General features: G+C 62.7%; 11 protein-coding genes and 4 tRNA genes. 5 read left to right on the top strand and 10 right to left on the bottom strand.

Annotated features, from left to right (window positions below; genetic code table 11):
* Positions 1–81: 81 nt before the first annotated feature.
* From kdpB to R2B70_RS00115, 7 genes are all read right to left on the bottom strand, one after another.
* Positions 82–2,139, bottom strand: coding sequence for a potassium-transporting ATPase subunit KdpB (kdpB, locus tag R2B70_RS00085; RefSeq protein ID WP_318162339.1), 2,058 nt, complete (start codon positions 2,137–2,139; stop codon positions 82–84).
* Between the two features lie 55 nt (positions 2,140–2,194).
* On the bottom strand, positions 2,195–3,877 hold the full coding sequence (kdpA, locus tag R2B70_RS00090) for a potassium-transporting ATPase subunit KdpA (RefSeq protein ID WP_318162340.1): 1,683 nt from the start codon (positions 3,875–3,877) through the stop codon (positions 2,195–2,197).
* A 349-nt stretch (positions 3,878–4,226) separates the two neighbouring features.
* Entirely contained in the window at positions 4,227–5,576 is a 1,350-nt protein-coding gene (gene gorA / locus R2B70_RS00095; protein WP_318162341.1) for a glutathione-disulfide reductase, read from the bottom strand.
* A gap of 76 nt (positions 5,577–5,652) precedes the next feature.
* Positions 5,653–7,611 (bottom strand): ATP-binding protein, encoded by a 1,959-nt coding sequence (locus tag R2B70_RS00100; protein WP_042079050.1) that lies wholly within the window; start codon positions 7,609–7,611, stop codon positions 5,653–5,655.
* 120 nt (positions 7,612–7,731) lie between these two features.
* Positions 7,732–10,812: a multidrug efflux RND transporter permease subunit gene (locus tag R2B70_RS00105; protein WP_042079049.1), complete on the bottom strand. Its 3,081-nt coding sequence runs from the start codon at positions 10,810–10,812 to the stop codon at positions 7,732–7,734.
* Positions 10,813–10,827: 15 nt separating this feature from the next.
* Entirely contained in the window at positions 10,828–11,934 is a 1,107-nt protein-coding gene (locus tag R2B70_RS00110; RefSeq protein ID WP_042079048.1) for an efflux RND transporter periplasmic adaptor subunit, read from the bottom strand.
* Positions 11,931–12,521 (bottom strand): TetR/AcrR family transcriptional regulator, encoded by a 591-nt coding sequence (locus R2B70_RS00115; RefSeq protein WP_042079047.1) that lies wholly within the window; start codon positions 12,519–12,521, stop codon positions 11,931–11,933. Before R2B70_RS00115 ends, R2B70_RS00110 begins: the two co-directional genes overlap by 4 nt.
* Positions 12,522–12,790: 269 nt before the next feature.
* Here R2B70_RS00115 and R2B70_RS00120 point away from each other — a divergent pair.
* The 5 genes from R2B70_RS00120 (at position 12,791) to R2B70_RS00140 (ending at position 13,933) form a co-directional block, all read left to right on the top strand.
* Positions 12,791–12,867, top strand: a tRNA-Arg gene (locus R2B70_RS00120).
* A gap of 51 nt (positions 12,868–12,918) precedes the next feature.
* Positions 12,919–12,994: transfer RNA gene (locus R2B70_RS00125), tRNA-His, on the top strand.
* A 20-nt stretch (positions 12,995–13,014) separates the two neighbouring features.
* Positions 13,015–13,100, top strand: a tRNA-Leu gene (locus tag R2B70_RS00130).
* 64 nt (positions 13,101–13,164) lie between these two features.
* A tRNA-Pro gene (locus tag R2B70_RS00135) sits at positions 13,165–13,241 on the top strand.
* A gap of 179 nt (positions 13,242–13,420) precedes the next feature.
* On the top strand, positions 13,421–13,933 hold the full coding sequence (locus tag R2B70_RS00140; protein ID WP_318162342.1) for an RICIN domain-containing protein: 513 nt from the start codon (positions 13,421–13,423) through the stop codon (positions 13,931–13,933).
* A 58-nt stretch (positions 13,934–13,991) separates the two neighbouring features.
* On the opposite strand, the gene R2B70_RS00145 is transcribed toward R2B70_RS00140, so the two are convergent.
* The 3 genes from R2B70_RS00145 to trmH all read right to left on the bottom strand — a co-directional run bounded on the left by R2B70_RS00145 (position 13,992) and on the right by trmH (position 16,674).
* Positions 13,992–14,804, bottom strand: coding sequence for a Cof-type HAD-IIB family hydrolase (locus R2B70_RS00145; protein WP_209794803.1), 813 nt, complete (start codon positions 14,802–14,804; stop codon positions 13,992–13,994).
* A gap of 93 nt (positions 14,805–14,897) precedes the next feature.
* A complete protein-coding gene (locus R2B70_RS00150) occupies positions 14,898–15,938 on the bottom strand; it encodes an alpha/beta fold hydrolase (RefSeq protein ID WP_318162343.1) in 1,041 nt (346 codons plus the stop codon).
* On the bottom strand, positions 15,928–16,674 hold the full coding sequence (gene trmH, locus R2B70_RS00155) for a tRNA (guanosine(18)-2'-O)-methyltransferase TrmH (protein ID WP_318162344.1): 747 nt from the start codon (positions 16,672–16,674) through the stop codon (positions 15,928–15,930). Before trmH ends, R2B70_RS00150 begins: the two co-directional genes overlap by 11 nt.
* Positions 16,675–16,775 lie beyond the last annotated feature (101 nt).

Consider the following 16,775-nt stretch of genomic DNA (forward strand, 5'->3'; position numbering starts at 1 on the left):
CGGTGATGACCAGGTCGATCAACTTGATGCCGATGTATGGGTGCACGATCTGGCCGTGGATACCATCGCGCGGCGTTTTCATCACACCAGCCCCAGGCCGGTGATAACCAGGTCGATCAGCTTGATACCGATAAAGGGCACTATCAGACCGCCGACGCCGTAGATCAGCAGGTTGCGGCGCAGCAGGCTGGCGGCCGTGCCCTGCAAGCTGACCCCGCGCAGGGCCAGCGGCACCAGCGCCACTATGATCAGGGCGTTGAAGATGATGGCCGACAGGATGGCACTCTGTGGGCTGCCCAGCTGCATCAGGTTCAGCGCTCCCAGCTGCGGATAGGCGGCGATGAACAGGGCCGGCAGGATGGCGAAGTACTTGGCCACGTCGTTGGCGATGGAGAAGGTGGTCAGGGCGCCGCGGGTCACCAGCAGCTGCTTGCCCACCAGCACCACGTCCAGCAGCTTGGTAGGGTTGGAGTCGAGATCCACCAGGTTGCCCGCCTCCTTGGCGGCCTGGGTACCCTCGTTCATGGCCAGGCCCACGTCGGCCTGGGCCAGCGCCGGTGCATCGTTGGCGCCGTCCCCGCACATGGCGACCAGGCGGCCGTCTGCCTGCTCTTGGCGGATGTAGGCCAGCTTCTTCTCCGGGGTCGCCTCGGCGATGAAGTCGTCCACCCCGGCCTCGGCGGCGATGGCGGCGGCGGTCAGCGGGTTGTCACCGGTGATCATCACGGTGCGGATCCCCATGTGGCGCAGGATCTGGAAGCGGGCCTTGATGCCCGGCTTGATGATGTCCTTGAGGAACACCACCCCCAGCAGCTTCTCGTGGGTGCAGACCAGCAGCGGGGTGCCCCCCTGGCGGGCGATGTGATCGACGGATTTGAGGATGAGCTCGGGCACCCCCTTGCGATCGAGGGAGAGGTAGCACAGCACCGCGTCCACCGCCCCCTTGCGGTATTGGTGGCCGTTGCGATCCAGCCCGCTCAACCGGGTCTCGGCACTGAAGGGGATCACCTTGTCGCTCTCCAGCTGGCTCGGCTTGGTGTGGCTCTTGCCCGCCAGGGTCAGGATGGATTTGCCTTCAGGCGTGTTGTCACCCAGGGAGGCCAGCATGGCGGCCTGGGCCAGCAGGGAGGGGTCCACCCCGGGGGCCGGGATCAACTCGTCCGCCATCCGGTTGCCGAAGGTGATGGTGCCGGTCTTGTCCAGCAGCAGGGTGCGCACGTCGCCGGCGGCCTCTACCGCGCGGCCCGACTTGGCGATGACGTTGAGCTTCACCAGACGATCCATGCCGGCGATGCCGATGGCGGAGAGCAGGCCGCCTATGGTGGTCGGGATCAGGGTGATGAAGAGCGCAAGCAGATAGAGCCTGGGCACCTGGGTGCCGTTGTAGTCGAGGAACCAGGGCAGGGTGGCCACCACCAGCAGGAAGATCAGGGTCAACCCCACCAGCAGGGCGTCCAGCGCCATCTCGTTCGGGGTCTTCTGGCGCTTGGCCCCTTCCACCAGGGCGATCATGCGATCCAGCGTGCTTTCACCCGGGTTGTTGCTGACCCGGATCCAGATTTCGTCGGAGACGACTGTGGTGTTGCCGGTCACGCCGCTGCGGTCGGTGCCCGACTCGCGGATCACGGGGGCGGATTCGCCGGTGATGGCTGCCTCGTTGACCGAGGCGATGCCGGCGACCACTTCGCCGTCGGCGGGGATCATCTCGCCGCTGCGCACCAGCACCAGATCGCCCTTGAGCAGGCTGGTGGCCGGTACCCACTCGCCCTTGTCATCCTGCGGGCTGGTGACTCGACGTGCCTTGAGCTGGCTCATGCCGGCCTTCAGGCTGTCGGCCCGTGCCTTGCCGCGCCCCTCGGCCAGGGTTTCGGCGAAGTTGGCAAACCAGAGGGTGAGCCAGAGCCAGGCGGTCAGCTGCCAGGCCAGCGAAGGGGCGACGCCGGAGAGCGGTTGCCCCAGCAGCGACTCCAGGGTCGCCATCACGGCCGCCAGCCAGAGGGTGAACAGGATGGGGCTGCCGAGCAGCGCCCTGGGGTTGAAGCGATAGAGGGCTTCCACCATGGCCTGCAGGATCTGTGATTTCTGTTTCTTGCCCTTCACCTGAATGGTGTCGGTGCTCATTGAAGCGGACTTGCTCATTGGAAAGCTCCCTGCATCGAATAGTTGGTCACGCAGATCAATCGGGTGTGCCGCATCAGAAGGCACCTCCCAGCAGGCTCAGGTGTTCCGCCACCGGGCCCAGCGCCAGCACCGGCAGGAAGGAGAGACCCCCCATCAGCAGCACGGTGACGATCAGCAGGGTAATGAAGAGCGGGCCGCTGACGGGGAAGTCCCCTTCGCTCGTCTCCTGGCGCGGGGCGCGGGCCAGCTGGCCGGCGATGGCCAGCACCGGAATGATGTAGCCGAAGCGGCCGAGCAGCATGGCCAGCCCGATGGCGATGCACTGCCAGCTGTCGGCGGCGGCAAAGCCGGCGAAGGCGGAGCCGTTGTTGCCGGCGGCCGAGGCGTAGGCATAGATCAGTCGTGACAGGCCATGGGGGCCATCGTGACCGATGACGGTGGCGGAGTCCGGCATCAGCAGGGTAATGCCGCCGATCACCAATACCCCGATCGGCATCACCAGCATGCTGGCGACCACCCACTTCATCTCGGTGATGCCGAGTCGTTTGCCCAGATAGGTGGGGGTGCGCCCCACCATCAGGCCGCACAGGAACACGGTGAGCAGCACGAACAGCATCATGCCGTAGATGCCAGCACCGACGCCGCCAAACACCACTTCACCCAGCAGCATGTTGATCATGGCGACCATGCCGGCGAGCGGGGCAAAGCTGTCGTGCATGGCGTTGACCGAGCCGTTGGAGGCGGCGGTGGTGGCCACTTCCCAGATGCTGGACAGCACGGGGCCGAAGCGGCTCTCCTTGCCTTCCCAGTTGCCGGCTTCGCTGGTGAGGTGGGCGAGGGCGGGATCCGGTTTCAGCTCCTGGCCGATGGCGAGGCAGAGCCCCAGCACCAGCATGATGGTCATGGCGATGAGGATGGCGCGGCTGTGGGCCAGATCCTTCACGTAACGACCCAGGGTACAGACCATGGCGGCGGCCAGGGTCAGCAGGGCGACCATCTCCAGCCAGTTGGAGAGGGCGGTGGGGTTTTCGAACGGATGGGCCGAGTTGATGCCGAAGAAGCCGCCGCCGTTGGAGCCGAGCTGCTTGATGGCGATCTGGGAGGCGGCCGGGCCGAGCGGCAGCAGCTGCTCCTGGCCTTCCAGGGCGTGGAACGGCATATAGGCCGACAGGCTCTGGGGCACCCCCTGCCAGACCAGCAGCAGCGCCAGGATCAGCGCCATCGGCAGCAGCACGTAGAGGCAGAAGCGCACCAGATCCTGCCAGAAGTTGCCGAGGTGGGTGGTCTGCTGGCGGGCGATGCCGCGAAACAGGGCGATGGCGACCGCGGCGCCGGTGGCGGCGGAGACGAAGTTCTGGGTGGTGAGCCCCACCATCTGGCTGAAGTAGGAGAGGCTGGCTTCGCCGGAGTAGGCCTGCCAGTTGGTGTTGGTCATGAAGCTGACCGCGGTGTTGAAGGCGAGTTGCCAGTTCAGCCCTGGCAGTTGCTGCGGGTTGAGGGGCAGCAGCCCCTGCGCCATCAGGATCAGGAACAGCAGGCCGAAACCGGCGCCGTTGAAAGCCAGCAGGCTGAGGGCGTAGGACTTCCAGTCCTGCTCGCGCCCGTCCGTGCCGCAGCAGGCCAGGGTGGCGCGCTCAAGCGGGGCCAGCCAGCGACTCTTGCCTTCAAACACCCGATACAGGTAGTTGCCAAGCAGAGGCGCCGGCAGCAGCACCAGCAGCACGAACGCGACGGGATAAATGATCTCTTGCCACATATCCGGTTCCTCACTCATGAGTGCGCGCGAGGGCGCGCAGCAGATAGCCCGCGAGGGCGAGGACCAGCAGCAGATATAGCCAATTCATAACGACTCCGTTGAGGTAATTAGCGTCAGGGATCGATGCATATCCGTGTCGATCCCATGGGTCTCATTGACGCTGAAAGGGTATGTAAAACGAGCGTAAAGGCGCCATAAAGCCCAATTTGGCTGGCGTAAAATCGGCGTAAAGAAGGCAGGTTTTGTTGGCTGGTGGACGGTCAAGGCACAAAAAACCCGGCCTGAGCCGGGTTTTGGTAGCAAGTGGTGGAAGCTGACCCGATGGTGATGAGGTCAGCTTCAACCCCGCTTATCGCATGGTCACAAACTCTTCCGCGCTGGTCGGATGGATGGCGACGCAGTTGTCGAAGTCCGCCTTGGTGGCGCCCATCTTCATGGCGACGCCGAAGCCCTGCAGGATCTCGTCCATGGCGAAGCCGATTCCATGCAGGCCGACTACCTTCTCTTCCGGCCCGACGCAGACCAGTTTCATCCGGGTGGGCTGGCGATGTTGGGTCAGGGCCGAGTACATGGCGGTGAACTGGCTGCGGTAGACCTTCACCTGATCTTCCCCGTACTCGGCAACGGCTTCCGGCTCGGTCAGGCCGATGGTGCCGATGGGCGGGTGGCTGAACACCACGGTCGGCACCAGATCGTAGTTGAGGTGCTCGCCCGGCTTATTGTTGAACAGCCGCTCGGAGAGGCGGCGGCCCGCCGCGACAGCCACCGGGGTGAGCTGGATGCGGCCGGTGTTGTCACCGACGGCATAGACGTTGGCGACGGCGGTGTTCTGGAACTTGTCGGTGGGGATGAAGCCCTTCTCGTCCAGGGTAATGCCGGTGGCGGCCAGATTGAGGCTGTCGGTGGCCGGGACGCGGCCGATGGCCCAGATGAGGCAGTCGACGGTGAGGTGGCGACCATCTTCCAGTTGCAGGGTCAGGCTGTCGTCGGCGTTCTTGATGACGGCCTTGGGAATGGCGTGGGTGTGCAGCCTGGGCCCTTCCTGCGCCATGATCTCCACCAGGGTCTCGTGGATCATGGGGTCGAAGTTGCGCAGCGGCGCGTGCTTGCGCACCACCAGATGGGTCTCCGAGCCGAGCGCCTGCATCACGCCGGCGATCTCCACGGCGATGTAGCCGGCGCCGACCACGGCGACCCGTTTGGGCTGGCTTTGCAGGTCGAAGAAACCGTCGGAGTCGATGCCCAGTTCGGCGCCCGGAATGGTCGGGACCTCGGGGCGGCCGCCGGTGGCGATCAGGATGTGATCGGCGCTGTAGTGCTCGCCGTTCACCTCGACGGTATGGCTGTCGACGAAGCGGGCAAAGCCCTTGATGACGGTGATCTGGTTCTTGCCCAGCACGTTCTGGTAGGACTGGTGAATGCGGCCGATGTAGGCCTGACGGGACTCGACCAGCCTGGCCCAGCTGAAGTGGTTGAGGGTGGTGTCGAAGCCGTAGTCGGCACCGTATTTCAGGGCATCGGCGATCTGGCCTGCATACCACATGGCCTTCTTCGGCACGCAGCCGACGTTGACGCAGGTGCCACCCAGCTCTTTGGCTTCGATCAGGGCGACTCTCTTGCCGTACATGGCGGCCCGGTTGGCCGAGGCGATGCCGCCGCTGCCGCCGCCGATGGCGATGTAGTCAAAATGCTGTGCCATTGCGAGGTTCTCCGCTCGTTGAGGATGCAATCACAGCATGATGGGGACAAAGCGGCCGGCTCACAAGAGCCGGTGCTCAGTTCTGCTGGATGGGCAGGCGAATGTGGAACTGGGCACCCTGTCCCGGTTCGCTGGCGCAGTGGATGCGGCCGCGCAGCAGTTGCACCACCAGGTTGTAGATGATGTGGGTGCCGAGCCCGCTGCCGCCATGACCCCGCTTGGAGGTGACGAAGGGATCGAAGATGCGCGGCAGTATCTCCGGCGGGATGCCGCGACCGTTGTCGCTGTAGTCGATGACCAGCTCGTCTCCCTGCTGCTCCACCTTGATGGTGATCTTTCTGGGTCTGTCCCAGTCATCGAAACCGTGATGGATGGAGTTGAGGATCAGGTTGGAATAGATCTGGGTGAAGCTGCCAGGGAAGGAGTAGAGGGTCAGCTTGGGATCGCATTGAATGTCGACCTCGCACTGGGCCTTCTTCAGCTTGTAGCCGAGGGAGACCACCACCTGGTGCAGGTTGTCGGCGAGGCTGAAGTTGTAGCGCGCCTCGGACGACTGATCGACCGCCACCTGCTTGAAGCTGGCGATGAGCTCGGAGGCCCGCCTCAGGTTGCCTTGCAGCAGCTGCATCGACTCGTCGAGATTCTGGGTGAACTCGTTGAGGTAGGAACGGGAGAGCTGCTTGGCCTCGAGGTGCTGCTTGAAGTCGGCGACTCGCTCCTGCAGATAGGAGGAGGCGGTCACGCTGATGCCGATGGGGGTGTTGATCTCGTGGGCCACGCCGGCGACAAGGGATCCTAGAGAGGCCATCTTCTCCGATTCCACCAGGGTCTGCTGGGCCTGCTTGAGATCGTCGTAGGCCTTGCCGAGCTGCTCGTTGGCATCGCTCAGGCTGCGGGTACGCTCCGCCACCTTGCCTTCCAGCTGCTCGTTGAACAGGGTGATCTCCCGCTCCACCTTCTTGAGGGGGGTGATGTCGTAGCCAAAGCCGATCAGGTACTTGAGATTGGGCCCCTCGTAGAAGGGGGCGAAGGTCCACTGCAGGACCAGCTCGTTGCCCTGCTGGTCGTGCATGGTGATCTCCCTGTCCTCCAGCGCCCCCTGTTCGGTCAGGATGGCGGCCAGCTCGTCGCGCTGCTCCTGGCTGACGAACAGATCCAGCCAGTTGTGCTGCAGCAGCTCCTCATGGTGATAGCCGGTCAGCAGTATGGCCGCCGGGTTGATGCTGGCGATGTTGAGATCCGGCTCCATGCAGCAGATGACCATGTTGGCGGAGTTGATCAGGGTGGCGGAGAAGTCCCGCTCCTGTTGCAGCTGATCGGCGGCCTGGTGGCGGGCCGTGAATTCGTCGTTCAGCCGGGTGCGCATCTGGTTGAGGGTGGCGGCCAGCGCATCGAACTCGTCCGGATGCTTGCGGGGCAGGGGGCGCCCCTCCAGGGTCAGCTCGACCGCCAGGCGATCCAGGCTCAGTTTCTGGGCGTAGCTGACGATGCGGTTGATATGACGGATCACCAGATAGTAGATGATGACCAGGATGCAGAAGGAGACCACCAGGGTCTTGATGGTCTGGCTGACCAGGATCAGCACGGACTTCTCGATGAGGCGCTGATAGACCTGATCTAGCGAGGCGGCGACGAACAGCTTGCCGACCACTTCCCCCTGGTAGCTGAGGGTGAATTCGCGGGAGATGTCGTACTGGGCCTGCTCCACCCCCTGGGTCAGCAGGGGCACCTCGGAGTTGCCCAGCATCTCCTTGACCATGACGAACTGCATGTTGGGCAGGTTCATGATGCCCTCGATCTGCACCTTGACCTGCTCTTCATCCAGGTTCCACAGGCTGGCGGAGATGGGCTGCAGGAAGGAGGCCTCGATCTGGTCGATGCTGGCCTCGATGACGGTCACGTCCTTGTTGTAGTCCCAGGCGAGCTGCAGCACAGTGATGGCCAGCGCCAGCAACGTGCTGCAGATCAGAATGTAGGAAAGCAGACGATATGAGAGTCCGTTAAGGCCGACGGCCTTGGAGAAGAGTCCTGACATGGCGTCCTTGCGGTCTGGATTGAGAACGGTTTAGTGTAACTGCTTCATGGACTTGTGTCGTGTGTGATCAAATGGATAAAAATAAGGCCCCTTTCGGGGCCTTATTTGTGTGGGCAGGGATCAGTGACCGCCCTTGGCCTTGGCCGGAATGGACTCGTCGAATTCCGGCAGCGGCTTGTGCTCCGAGGCCAGGAAGGTGTAGATCACCGGCAGCACGAACAGGGTGAACAGGGTGCCGATGGCCAGCCCCGCCACGATGACGATGCCGATGCTGAAGCGCTGGGCCGCGCCCGCCCCCGAGGCATAGAGCAGGGGGATCAGACCGGCGATCATGGCTGCCGTGGTCATCAGGATGGGGCGCAGACGCACCTTGGCGGCCTGCATCACGGCCTGCATCCGGTTCAGGCCGTGCAGCAGCTGCTCCTCCTTCGCCACCTCGCAGATCAGAATACCGTGCTTGGTAATCAGACCGACCAGGGTGATGAGACCGACCTGGGAGTAGATGTTCATGGTGGCCATGCCCCATGCCAGGGCGATCAGCGCGCCGCTGATGGCGAGCGGCACCGACACCATGATCACCAGGGGATCGCGCACCGATTCGAACTGGATCGCCAGCACCAGGAAGATGATGGCCAGGGCCAGGGCAAAGGTGGCGTAGAGCGCATTGCCTTCGGTCACGAACTGGCGGGCTTCCCCCATGAAGTCATAACGATAGCCTTGGGGCAGCTTCTCTTCCGCGGTGGCCTTGAACCAGTTGATCGCATCCCCCATGGCCACGCCAGGGGCCGGAACGGCGCCTATGGTGGCGGAGTTCAGCTGGTTGAAGTGGGGCAGGGCACGGGGCTCGCCCACCACCTCAATCTTGATCAGGCTGCCCAGCGGGATCGACTTGCCGTCGGCGGCGCGCACGTAGTAGCCCTTGAGGGACTCGGGGTTCAGGCGGTACTTGCGTTCCACCTGCGGGATCACCTCGTAGGAGCGGCCATCCAGATCGATACGGTTGACGTAACCGTCCGCCATCATGGTGCCCATGGTGATGCCGATGTCCTGCATGGTGATGCCGTAGGCACCCGCCTTGTCCTTGTCGATGCTGATCTTCATGGTGGCCGAGTCGTAGTTCAGATCGAGATCCGAATAGACGAACTGGCCGTTGGCCTGGGTGGCCGCCAGCATCTCACCCGCGATCAGGAACAGGCTCTCGAAGCTGTTCGGGGTGGTGATGACGAACTGGATGGGCAGACCGCTCGACGCACCCGGCAGCTCGGGGAACTGGAAGGTGGTGATGGCCATCCCGGGGATGCCCTGCACCAGACCGGCGACCCGATCCAGCACCTCTTTCTGGCTCGCCTCACGCTGGCTCCAGGGCACCATGGAGGCGATGCCGAAGGCCTGGTTGGCGTTGAACACCCCGGAGAAGACCTGGGAGTAGGCGATCTCGGGCTGGTCGTCCAGGATCTTGTTCACGTCCGCCATGGTGTTTTCGATGTAGTCCAGGTTGGCGTTGGAGGGGGCCGTGCCCAGCACGGCCATGACCCCCTTGTCCTCGGACGGTGCCAATTCGCTCGGGATGAACTTGAACAGCAGCGGCAGGCTGGCGAACACGATGACGGCGAACAGGATGACCACGATGCGCTTTTGCATCACGGCATGCAGCATGCTGTCGTAGCGGGCCGTCATCCGGTCCAGCAGATCGTGCACGGTACGCTCGAACTTGCCCGGTTCCTCGTTGGCCCTGAGCATCTTGGCGCACATCATGGGCGACAGGGTCAGGGCGATGATGCCGGAGACGAAGACCGCCCCCGCCAGGGTCAGCGCGAACTCCTTGAACAGGGAGCCTGTGATGCCCCCCATCAGGGCGATGGGCGCGTACACCGCGGCCAGGGTGACCGTCATGGCGATGACGGGCACGGCGATCTCCCGGGTGCCTATGATGGCGGCCCGGAACGGCTCTTCCCCTTCCTTGATGTGACGGTCGACGTTCTCCAGCACCACGATGGCGTCATCCACCACCAGGCCGATCGCCAGCACCATGGCCAGCAGGGTCATCAGGTTTATCGAGAAGCCGAACATGTCCATCATCATCACCACCCCGATGAGGCTCAGCGGTATGGTGATGATGGGGATGATGACCGCCCGGAACGAACCCAGGAACAGGGTGATCACCACCAGCACTATGGCGGCCGCCTCCAGTATGGTCTTGATGACCTCGTGGATGGACTCGTTGATGGCGATGGTGGAGTCATACAGGACGTTCACCTGCATGGTGCTCGGCATGTTGCTCTTCAGGCTCGGCAGCAGCTCCAGCACATCGTGGGCGATGTTGATGGGGTTGGCGGTCGGGGCCGCGTTGATGGCCAGTACCACGGCCTCGCGGCCGTTGGCGCTGGCGCGATAGATGTCGTGGCTCTTCTCCAGCGACACCTTGGCGATGTCGGAGAGGCGGATCACCTTGCTGTCCCGGGTCGCCACCACCAGGCGCTTGAGCTCCTCGATGTTGCTGACCTGGGTTTCGGCGTTGCCGTTGAACAGGGTGAAGTAACCCGTGGCCTGGCCGGTGGCAGACTGATAGTTGTTGCTGTTGAGCACCGTCATCACGTCGCTGGAGGTCAGGTCAAAGGCGGCCATCTTGGCCGGATCCAGCCACACCCGCAGGGCGAACTCGACCCCGCCGTACAGATCCACCTTGGAGACCCCGCCCACGGTAAACAGCTGGGGCTTGATGACCCGTTCCAGGTAGTCGGTGATCTGGCTGGAGTTGAGCTCAGGGCTGGTGAAGCCCATGTAGAGCACCGCCGTGGTGGAGCCGGTGGAGGAGGTGACCGAGGGGTCTTCCGCCTCTTTGGGCAACTGGGAACGCACCGAGTTGACCTTGGCCAGGATGTCGGACAGCGCGGCATTGGGGTCGGTGTTCAGCTTCATGTAGGCCGTTACCGTGGAGCTGCCCAGCTGGCTCGAGGAGGTCATGAAGTCGATGTTGTCGGCTTGTGCGACCGCCTGCTCCAGCGGCTGGGTGATGAAGCCCTGGATCAGGTCAGAACTGGCGCCGTAGTAGCTGGTGGTGACCGTGATCACCGTGTTGGTGACCTCGGGGTATTCCCGCACCTGCATCTTGAAGATGGCCTGGAAGCCCAGCAGGGCTATCAGGAAGCTGAGCGAGATCGCCAGCACCGGCCGTTTTATGAATATGTCGGTAAATCGCATCGCAGATCTCCGCGTTTACAGCATCGGGGTTTGTGCCGGGACGGCGAGGGCATCGTTCTCGACCACGCGTACCTTGGTGTCGTTGCTCAGGCGAACCTGGCCCGACAGCACGATTTGATCGCCGGCCTTGATGCCGGAGAGCACATGGACGTCGTTGCCACGGCGCTCACCCGCCTTGACCACTACCTGCTTGGCGCGTTTCACGCCGTCCACCTCGTGAATGACGTAGACGTTCTCGCCATAGAGGGTGAAGGAGATGGCGGATTGCGGGATCACGATCTGATCCTTCACCGTGGGCAGTATGATGCTGGCGCGGGCGAACATGCCGGAGCGGAGCTGACCCTCGTTGTTCGGGATGTCCGCCTGCACCTGGACCAGGCCGCTCTGGTAGTTGACCGCAGGTTCGATGGCGGTGATCTGGCCGTCAAACTGGGTCTGGGGATAGGCATCCACGTTGATCTTGATGGTCTGGCCCAGGGTAATCCTGGAGATGTCGGTCTGGGGCACGGTGAAGCGCAGGCGCATCACGCTGGTGTCTTCCAGCCGCACTATCTCGGTTCCCGGCTCCAGGTACTGGCCGAGGAAGACGTTGCGCAGGCCCACGGCGCCGCTGAAGGGGGCGCGCACTTCGCGACGGGCTATGGTGGCCTTCAGGCTGTCGATGTCCGCCTCCAGGGAGCGGTAGCTCGCCTCGGCATCATCCAGCTGGTCCCGGGAGATGGAGTTCTTCTGGTACAGGTTCTTGTAGCGCTCGAACTTGGCCCGGGCCGCCGGTAGTCTGGCCTGGGAAGAGTTCAGGTTGGCCTTTTCCACGCTGGAGTCCAGGCTCAGCAGCAGCTGATCCGCCTTGACGTGCGCCCCGGATTCAAACCGGATGGCGTCGATGGTGCCTGACAGCTCGCTGGAGAGGGTGACCCCCTGATTCGGCTCGATGAAGCCGATCGCCTCTATGGTGGGGACCCAGTCCTGGGCCTTGGTGACCATGGCGGTGACCGGGAACTCAGGCTCGGGACGATTGGCCATGAACTCTGCGATCTTCTTCTGTTTGAACATATTGAAACCGATGACACTGCCAAACAGGGCGAGTGCTATCAGCAGCATGACGGCCATCCACTTTTTCATGAACAGGCTCCTGTGATGGAAACATTAGGGTTTAAAATGGCATTCCAGCTGGCCCGGATGACCGTCTCCAGCTGTTCCTGCGTCAATTCGAAATCGTGAACCCGGCGTTGCTGTGCCAGGTTGGCCACGCAATCCAGACTCAATGCCTGCAACACCAGGACGGGGAGGTCGATGAAGAGTCCCTGCTGGCGTCCCTGCTCGAAGAAGCGCTCAAGTGGCGCCCACGTCGCCATTATGACCGGATCCCGCTCCAATTCAGCCCCCAATGGAGAACTTTCGTACTGCAATTTGCACTTGAGTGCATTGGGGTAGCTGGTAAAGATGGCATCTATGTTGAGCCAGAGGCGGCGATACTGCCGGTATGACACCTCCTCTATCTGCACGCCCTCCATGACCAGGGGATGACATTTGAGAATAGTGTGCTGATAGAGCTGGCGGATCAGATCATCCTTGTCGCTGAAGTAGCGATAGATGGTCCCTGCCGCCACCTTGGCTTTCTTGGCGACCACGGCAATGGAAAGGCCGTAGAAGCCTTGCTCGCCGAGGATCTCGTGAGCCGCTTCAAAAATGCGTTCTTTCTTATCCATGGTTATCAGAAATCAATGACTGAATGAACGTTCATTCATTCTAGGTGGGTCGTGAGGCAAGTCAAGACTCTGCCCGTCATCGATCGCTGTATGGTGGCTGTATGAGGGGAGTCAAAAGTAGCGGGTAAAGCTGGATCCAGGCTGAACAAAACAAAAATACTTGAAAAGGGCCGAAAGTGATTGAAAAACAGTCACTTGATTCTTTGTGTCAAAAAAAGAGTGGACAAGGTGAGCGCCATCATCAATAATGCGCCCCGTTCGACAGCGTAGCGCCCGTAGCTCAGCTGGATAGAGCGCTGCCCTCCGGAGGCAGAGGTCACAGGTTCGAATCCTGTCGGGCGCACCATACAACGTGCGCCGGTTAAACGGGCGTGTTGAAGAACGAAAAACAGCTGTGGTGGCTGTAGCTCAGTTGGTAGAGTCCCGGATTGTGATTCCGGTTGTCGTGGGTTCGAGCCCCATCAGCCACCCCATTTTACAGCTTGTCAGGTATGCGAAGGTGGCGGAATTGGTAGACGCGCTAGCTTCAGGTGTTAGTGCCCCCCGGGTGTGAGGGTTCGAGTCCCTCTCTTCGCACCATACTTGCTGTATAACGAGGATGACCACAGGGTCGTCTTTGTTTTTTGTAAAATCAAAATAGTTTCGGTGATTAGCGCAGCCCGGTAGCGCATCTGGTTTGGGACCAGAGGGTCAAAGGTTCGAATCCTTTATCACCGACCACATTCTGAAGAACCCCGCCATGCGGGGTTTTTTGCTTTCTGTCCTCTGGCGGCCTTTCCGCTCTGTCACGTCTGTTTACACTTCAGTTGGCTCTTTCCCGTCCAGGCTTCGGGTATGCTGGGGCTGACCCGCTATCCGCGGGCATTCGTGATCGAACACACTGCAGGCCAGCATGCCCTATGTCCCCTAACACTGTTCGCGCCAACGCCCTGGCGCTGGCTGTCGTGGCCCTCGGTGGCTGCGCCTACAAGCCGCAACCCGACGAGCTCCTGATGGGGGCCGCCCCCATGCAGAGCGCCCCCCCTCCCTCGGCGCTGGTGACAGACGGGGGCTTCTGCGTGGCCATGGATGCCCGGGATCGGCTGATCACCCAGCCTTGTGACCTGAGTGTCCGCCAGCAATTCAGCTGGGATGCCGGCGCCCTGCAACTGGCGCAGCGTTGCCTGGTCGCCAGAGGGGAGGGAGAGCTGGCCATGGCCGAGTGTGGAGATGAGAGCCGCCAATGGCAGTGGCAGGGGGATCGCCTGTTCAACCGCAAGACCGGCCTCTGCCTGGACGTGGCTGGACGTCGCCACCAGCCGGGAACCCCGCTGCGACTGGCCGAATGTTACGGCGGCGCCAACCAGAGTTTCGCGTGGCAGTCGGAAGAGGGAGTGATGGCACTGCCGGATCTGAAAAGCCTCATCCGCTGAGGCGCAGGTTGTTGCAGAGGATGGTGCCATGGGCAGGGGATGCCCATGGCGGAAGGGGTCAGGCGACGTTGACGCCGGTCAGTGCGAACAGCTGCTCCAGATAGACGGCGACGCCGTCTTCATCGGAAGTGAGGGTCTGCTCGTGGTGTGCCAGGGCCAGCTTGAGGCGATCGTGGGCGTTGCCCATCACCACACCGCGGCCCACCATGCTCAGCATCTCGAAGTCGTTCATGCCATCGCCGAAGGCCACCGCCTGGGACATCTCCAGCCCGTGCTGCTCCAGTACGGCGCGCACGGCATTGCCCTTGTGCACCCCGGCGTGCATCACCTCGAGACAGTCCGGCAGGGAGAAGGTGACGTTGATCCGGTCGCCGTAACGCTGGTTGAGTTCGGCCTCGATCAGCAGCAGCTTCTCGTGGTCGCCGATGTAAAACACCTTGTTGATCTTGTCCAGCGGGTGGCTGGCGAGATCGGTCAGACGGTAGCTGAAGCCGGAGTCGTGATGGAACTGCAGCAGCCAGGGCATCTCCTCTTCCACCAGCCACTCGTCGCCGTAGTAGACGTTGATGTGGATGGAAGGATCGCGCTCCAGCGCGATCAGCTCGGCCGCGACCGTGCTCGGCAGCGCCTGGTTGTAGACCAGCTGATCCTGCTTGTCGTGCACCACGGCGCCGTTGGAGGTGATGAGATAGATATCGAGTCCGAGGGTGTCGCGGATGCTGCGCACGTCCACATGGTGCCGGCCGGTGGCCACCACGAACTTGACACCCTGTGCCACCAGGCGGTGCAGGGTATCCCGGGTACGGGGGGAGATCTGGTGCTGCCCGTTGAGCAGGGTACCATCGAGATCGGATACAACGACCTTATACATCATCACCTCGGGGTTACGAATGAAAGCGGGAGCAGTGTACAGCAACCGCACCCGCGACCCCATTTATTTAGGGGTACAAAAAATAACCATCCGCTAGTAGCGTGCGAAGAAGGCCAGGGTTGCGTTGAGCGCGACCTGGCGCTGGGGATCCGCCTCGATGAAGAGCTCGTGCCAGGCCCCCTCGATGCGAAGCGGCTTGCCCCCTTCGCAACGGGCGTTGGCACAGAAGGCATCCTGCGCCGCGTTGTCCACCACGCTGTCGTCGCCGGCCTGCAGCACCAGCAGCGGCGTCTTGATGGCGCCCGCGTCGGCCACGGCGGCATCGGAGCCGGCGATGCCCTGGTGGATCCAGTGGGCGGTGGCCCCCCCCAGCCGGATCTGCGGATGCTGCGCATAGACCTGCCGGAAGGCCTGATAGCGTGTCTCGCTGTGGGTCAGCTCGTTGTCGGCAAAGCCGTGATCCTCGTAAGGCCCCTGGCCAGGACCATAAGGGGCCTCGCCAAACCAGCCACCGACCCTGCCCATGGTGGCCGCCAGCCCCTTGGCCAGCCACTTGGGCAGGCCGCCCAGATTGATGCCCATCATGGGGGAGGAGAGCACCGCCGCCTGGATGTCATCAGGCCAGCGCTCCAGATAGCGGGCCGAGATGGCGCCACCCATGGAGTGGGCCAGCAGGAACAGCTTGGCGGGCTTGTCCTGCGCGATCACCTCGTCATGGAACTGCTTGAGATCCACCACATAATCGTCGAACTGGTCGACATACCCCTTCTCGGGGTCCGCCAGCATCCGGCCGGAGAGCCCCTGGCCGCGGTGATCGATGAGGTAGAGGCTGTAGCCCTGGCGCCACAGATCCCAGGCCAGCTCCTGGTACTTGAGATAGCTCTCGACCCGGCCGTTGACGATGAGGATGGCTCTGTCCACCTTGGCCTGGCGCAGGGCGGCGTAGCGGATGGTGATCCCGTCCTTGCCCTTGAAGGCCCCCTCGACGGCGTGCTGGCGCCAGAAGTCGGGCAGGGTCTGCTGATAGAGGGCGGGGACCTCGTGCTCTGTGGTGAGGGGGACGGCATGGTTCACGGCAAGGGCTCCGGCAGAAAACAGGGTCAGGGCCAGCAAGGGCAGGCAGTTAATTTTCATCGTCGGGATACACCATCTCCATCGTCTCTTCCTGTTGCGCGGCCCACCCCTTGCGGGTCAGCTGCATCTGCTGCCACCAGCGCTCGTCCGCCAGGATTTCGCCGGCCGGGCCGAGCTGGGGGTAGGGCATCTCTTTCTCCTTGCAGAGCTGGGCATAGACGGGATAGCCCCCCTCGAACAAGATGGTGTTCTGCTCTTCCAAACTGAGCGGACAGCCGCGCTGGTAGCAGCCGGCCTGTTCGCGCTGGCGCTGGGCCTCATAGAGGATGGCGGCGGCGGCCACCGAGACGTTGAGGGACTGCACCATGCCCACCATGGGGATGACGATATGGTGATCGGCCAGGGCCAGCGCCTCTTCTCCGATGCCGTGCTTCTCCTGGCCCACCAGGATGGCGGTGGGCCTGGTGTAGTCGATGGCGCGAAAGTCCACCGAGCTGTCGGAGAGGTGAGTCGCCAGGATCTGCATGCCGGAGGCTTTGAGTTCGGCCACCGCGCTGCCGATGTCCGGATGCAGCTTCACGTCCACCCAGTTCTGGCTGCCGCGGGCGGTGCCCTTGCGCTTGTGGATCCAGCTCTTGGGCCAGACCGCGTGCACCCGGTGGATGCCGATGGCGTCGGCGGTACGCACGATGGCGGCCAGGTTGTGCGGCTTGTGGACCTCTTCCATGCAGACGGTCAGGTCGAGCTGGCGTTGGGCCAGCATGTCGGAAATGCGTTTGAAGCGTTCAGGAGTCATGTCGGTTTCTATGTCGTGAGGCTGGTCCACGCAACAAGGCTGGTGGCCTGCCGCATGGGGCCATGGGTATCTCTTGAAAAGCAGCAGGCGGCTTGCGCCGC

Source organism: Aeromonas sp. XH, assembly GCF_033348475.1.
In the GTDB taxonomy this organism is placed as follows: domain Bacteria; phylum Pseudomonadota; class Gammaproteobacteria; order Enterobacterales; family Aeromonadaceae; genus Aeromonas; species Aeromonas sanarellii.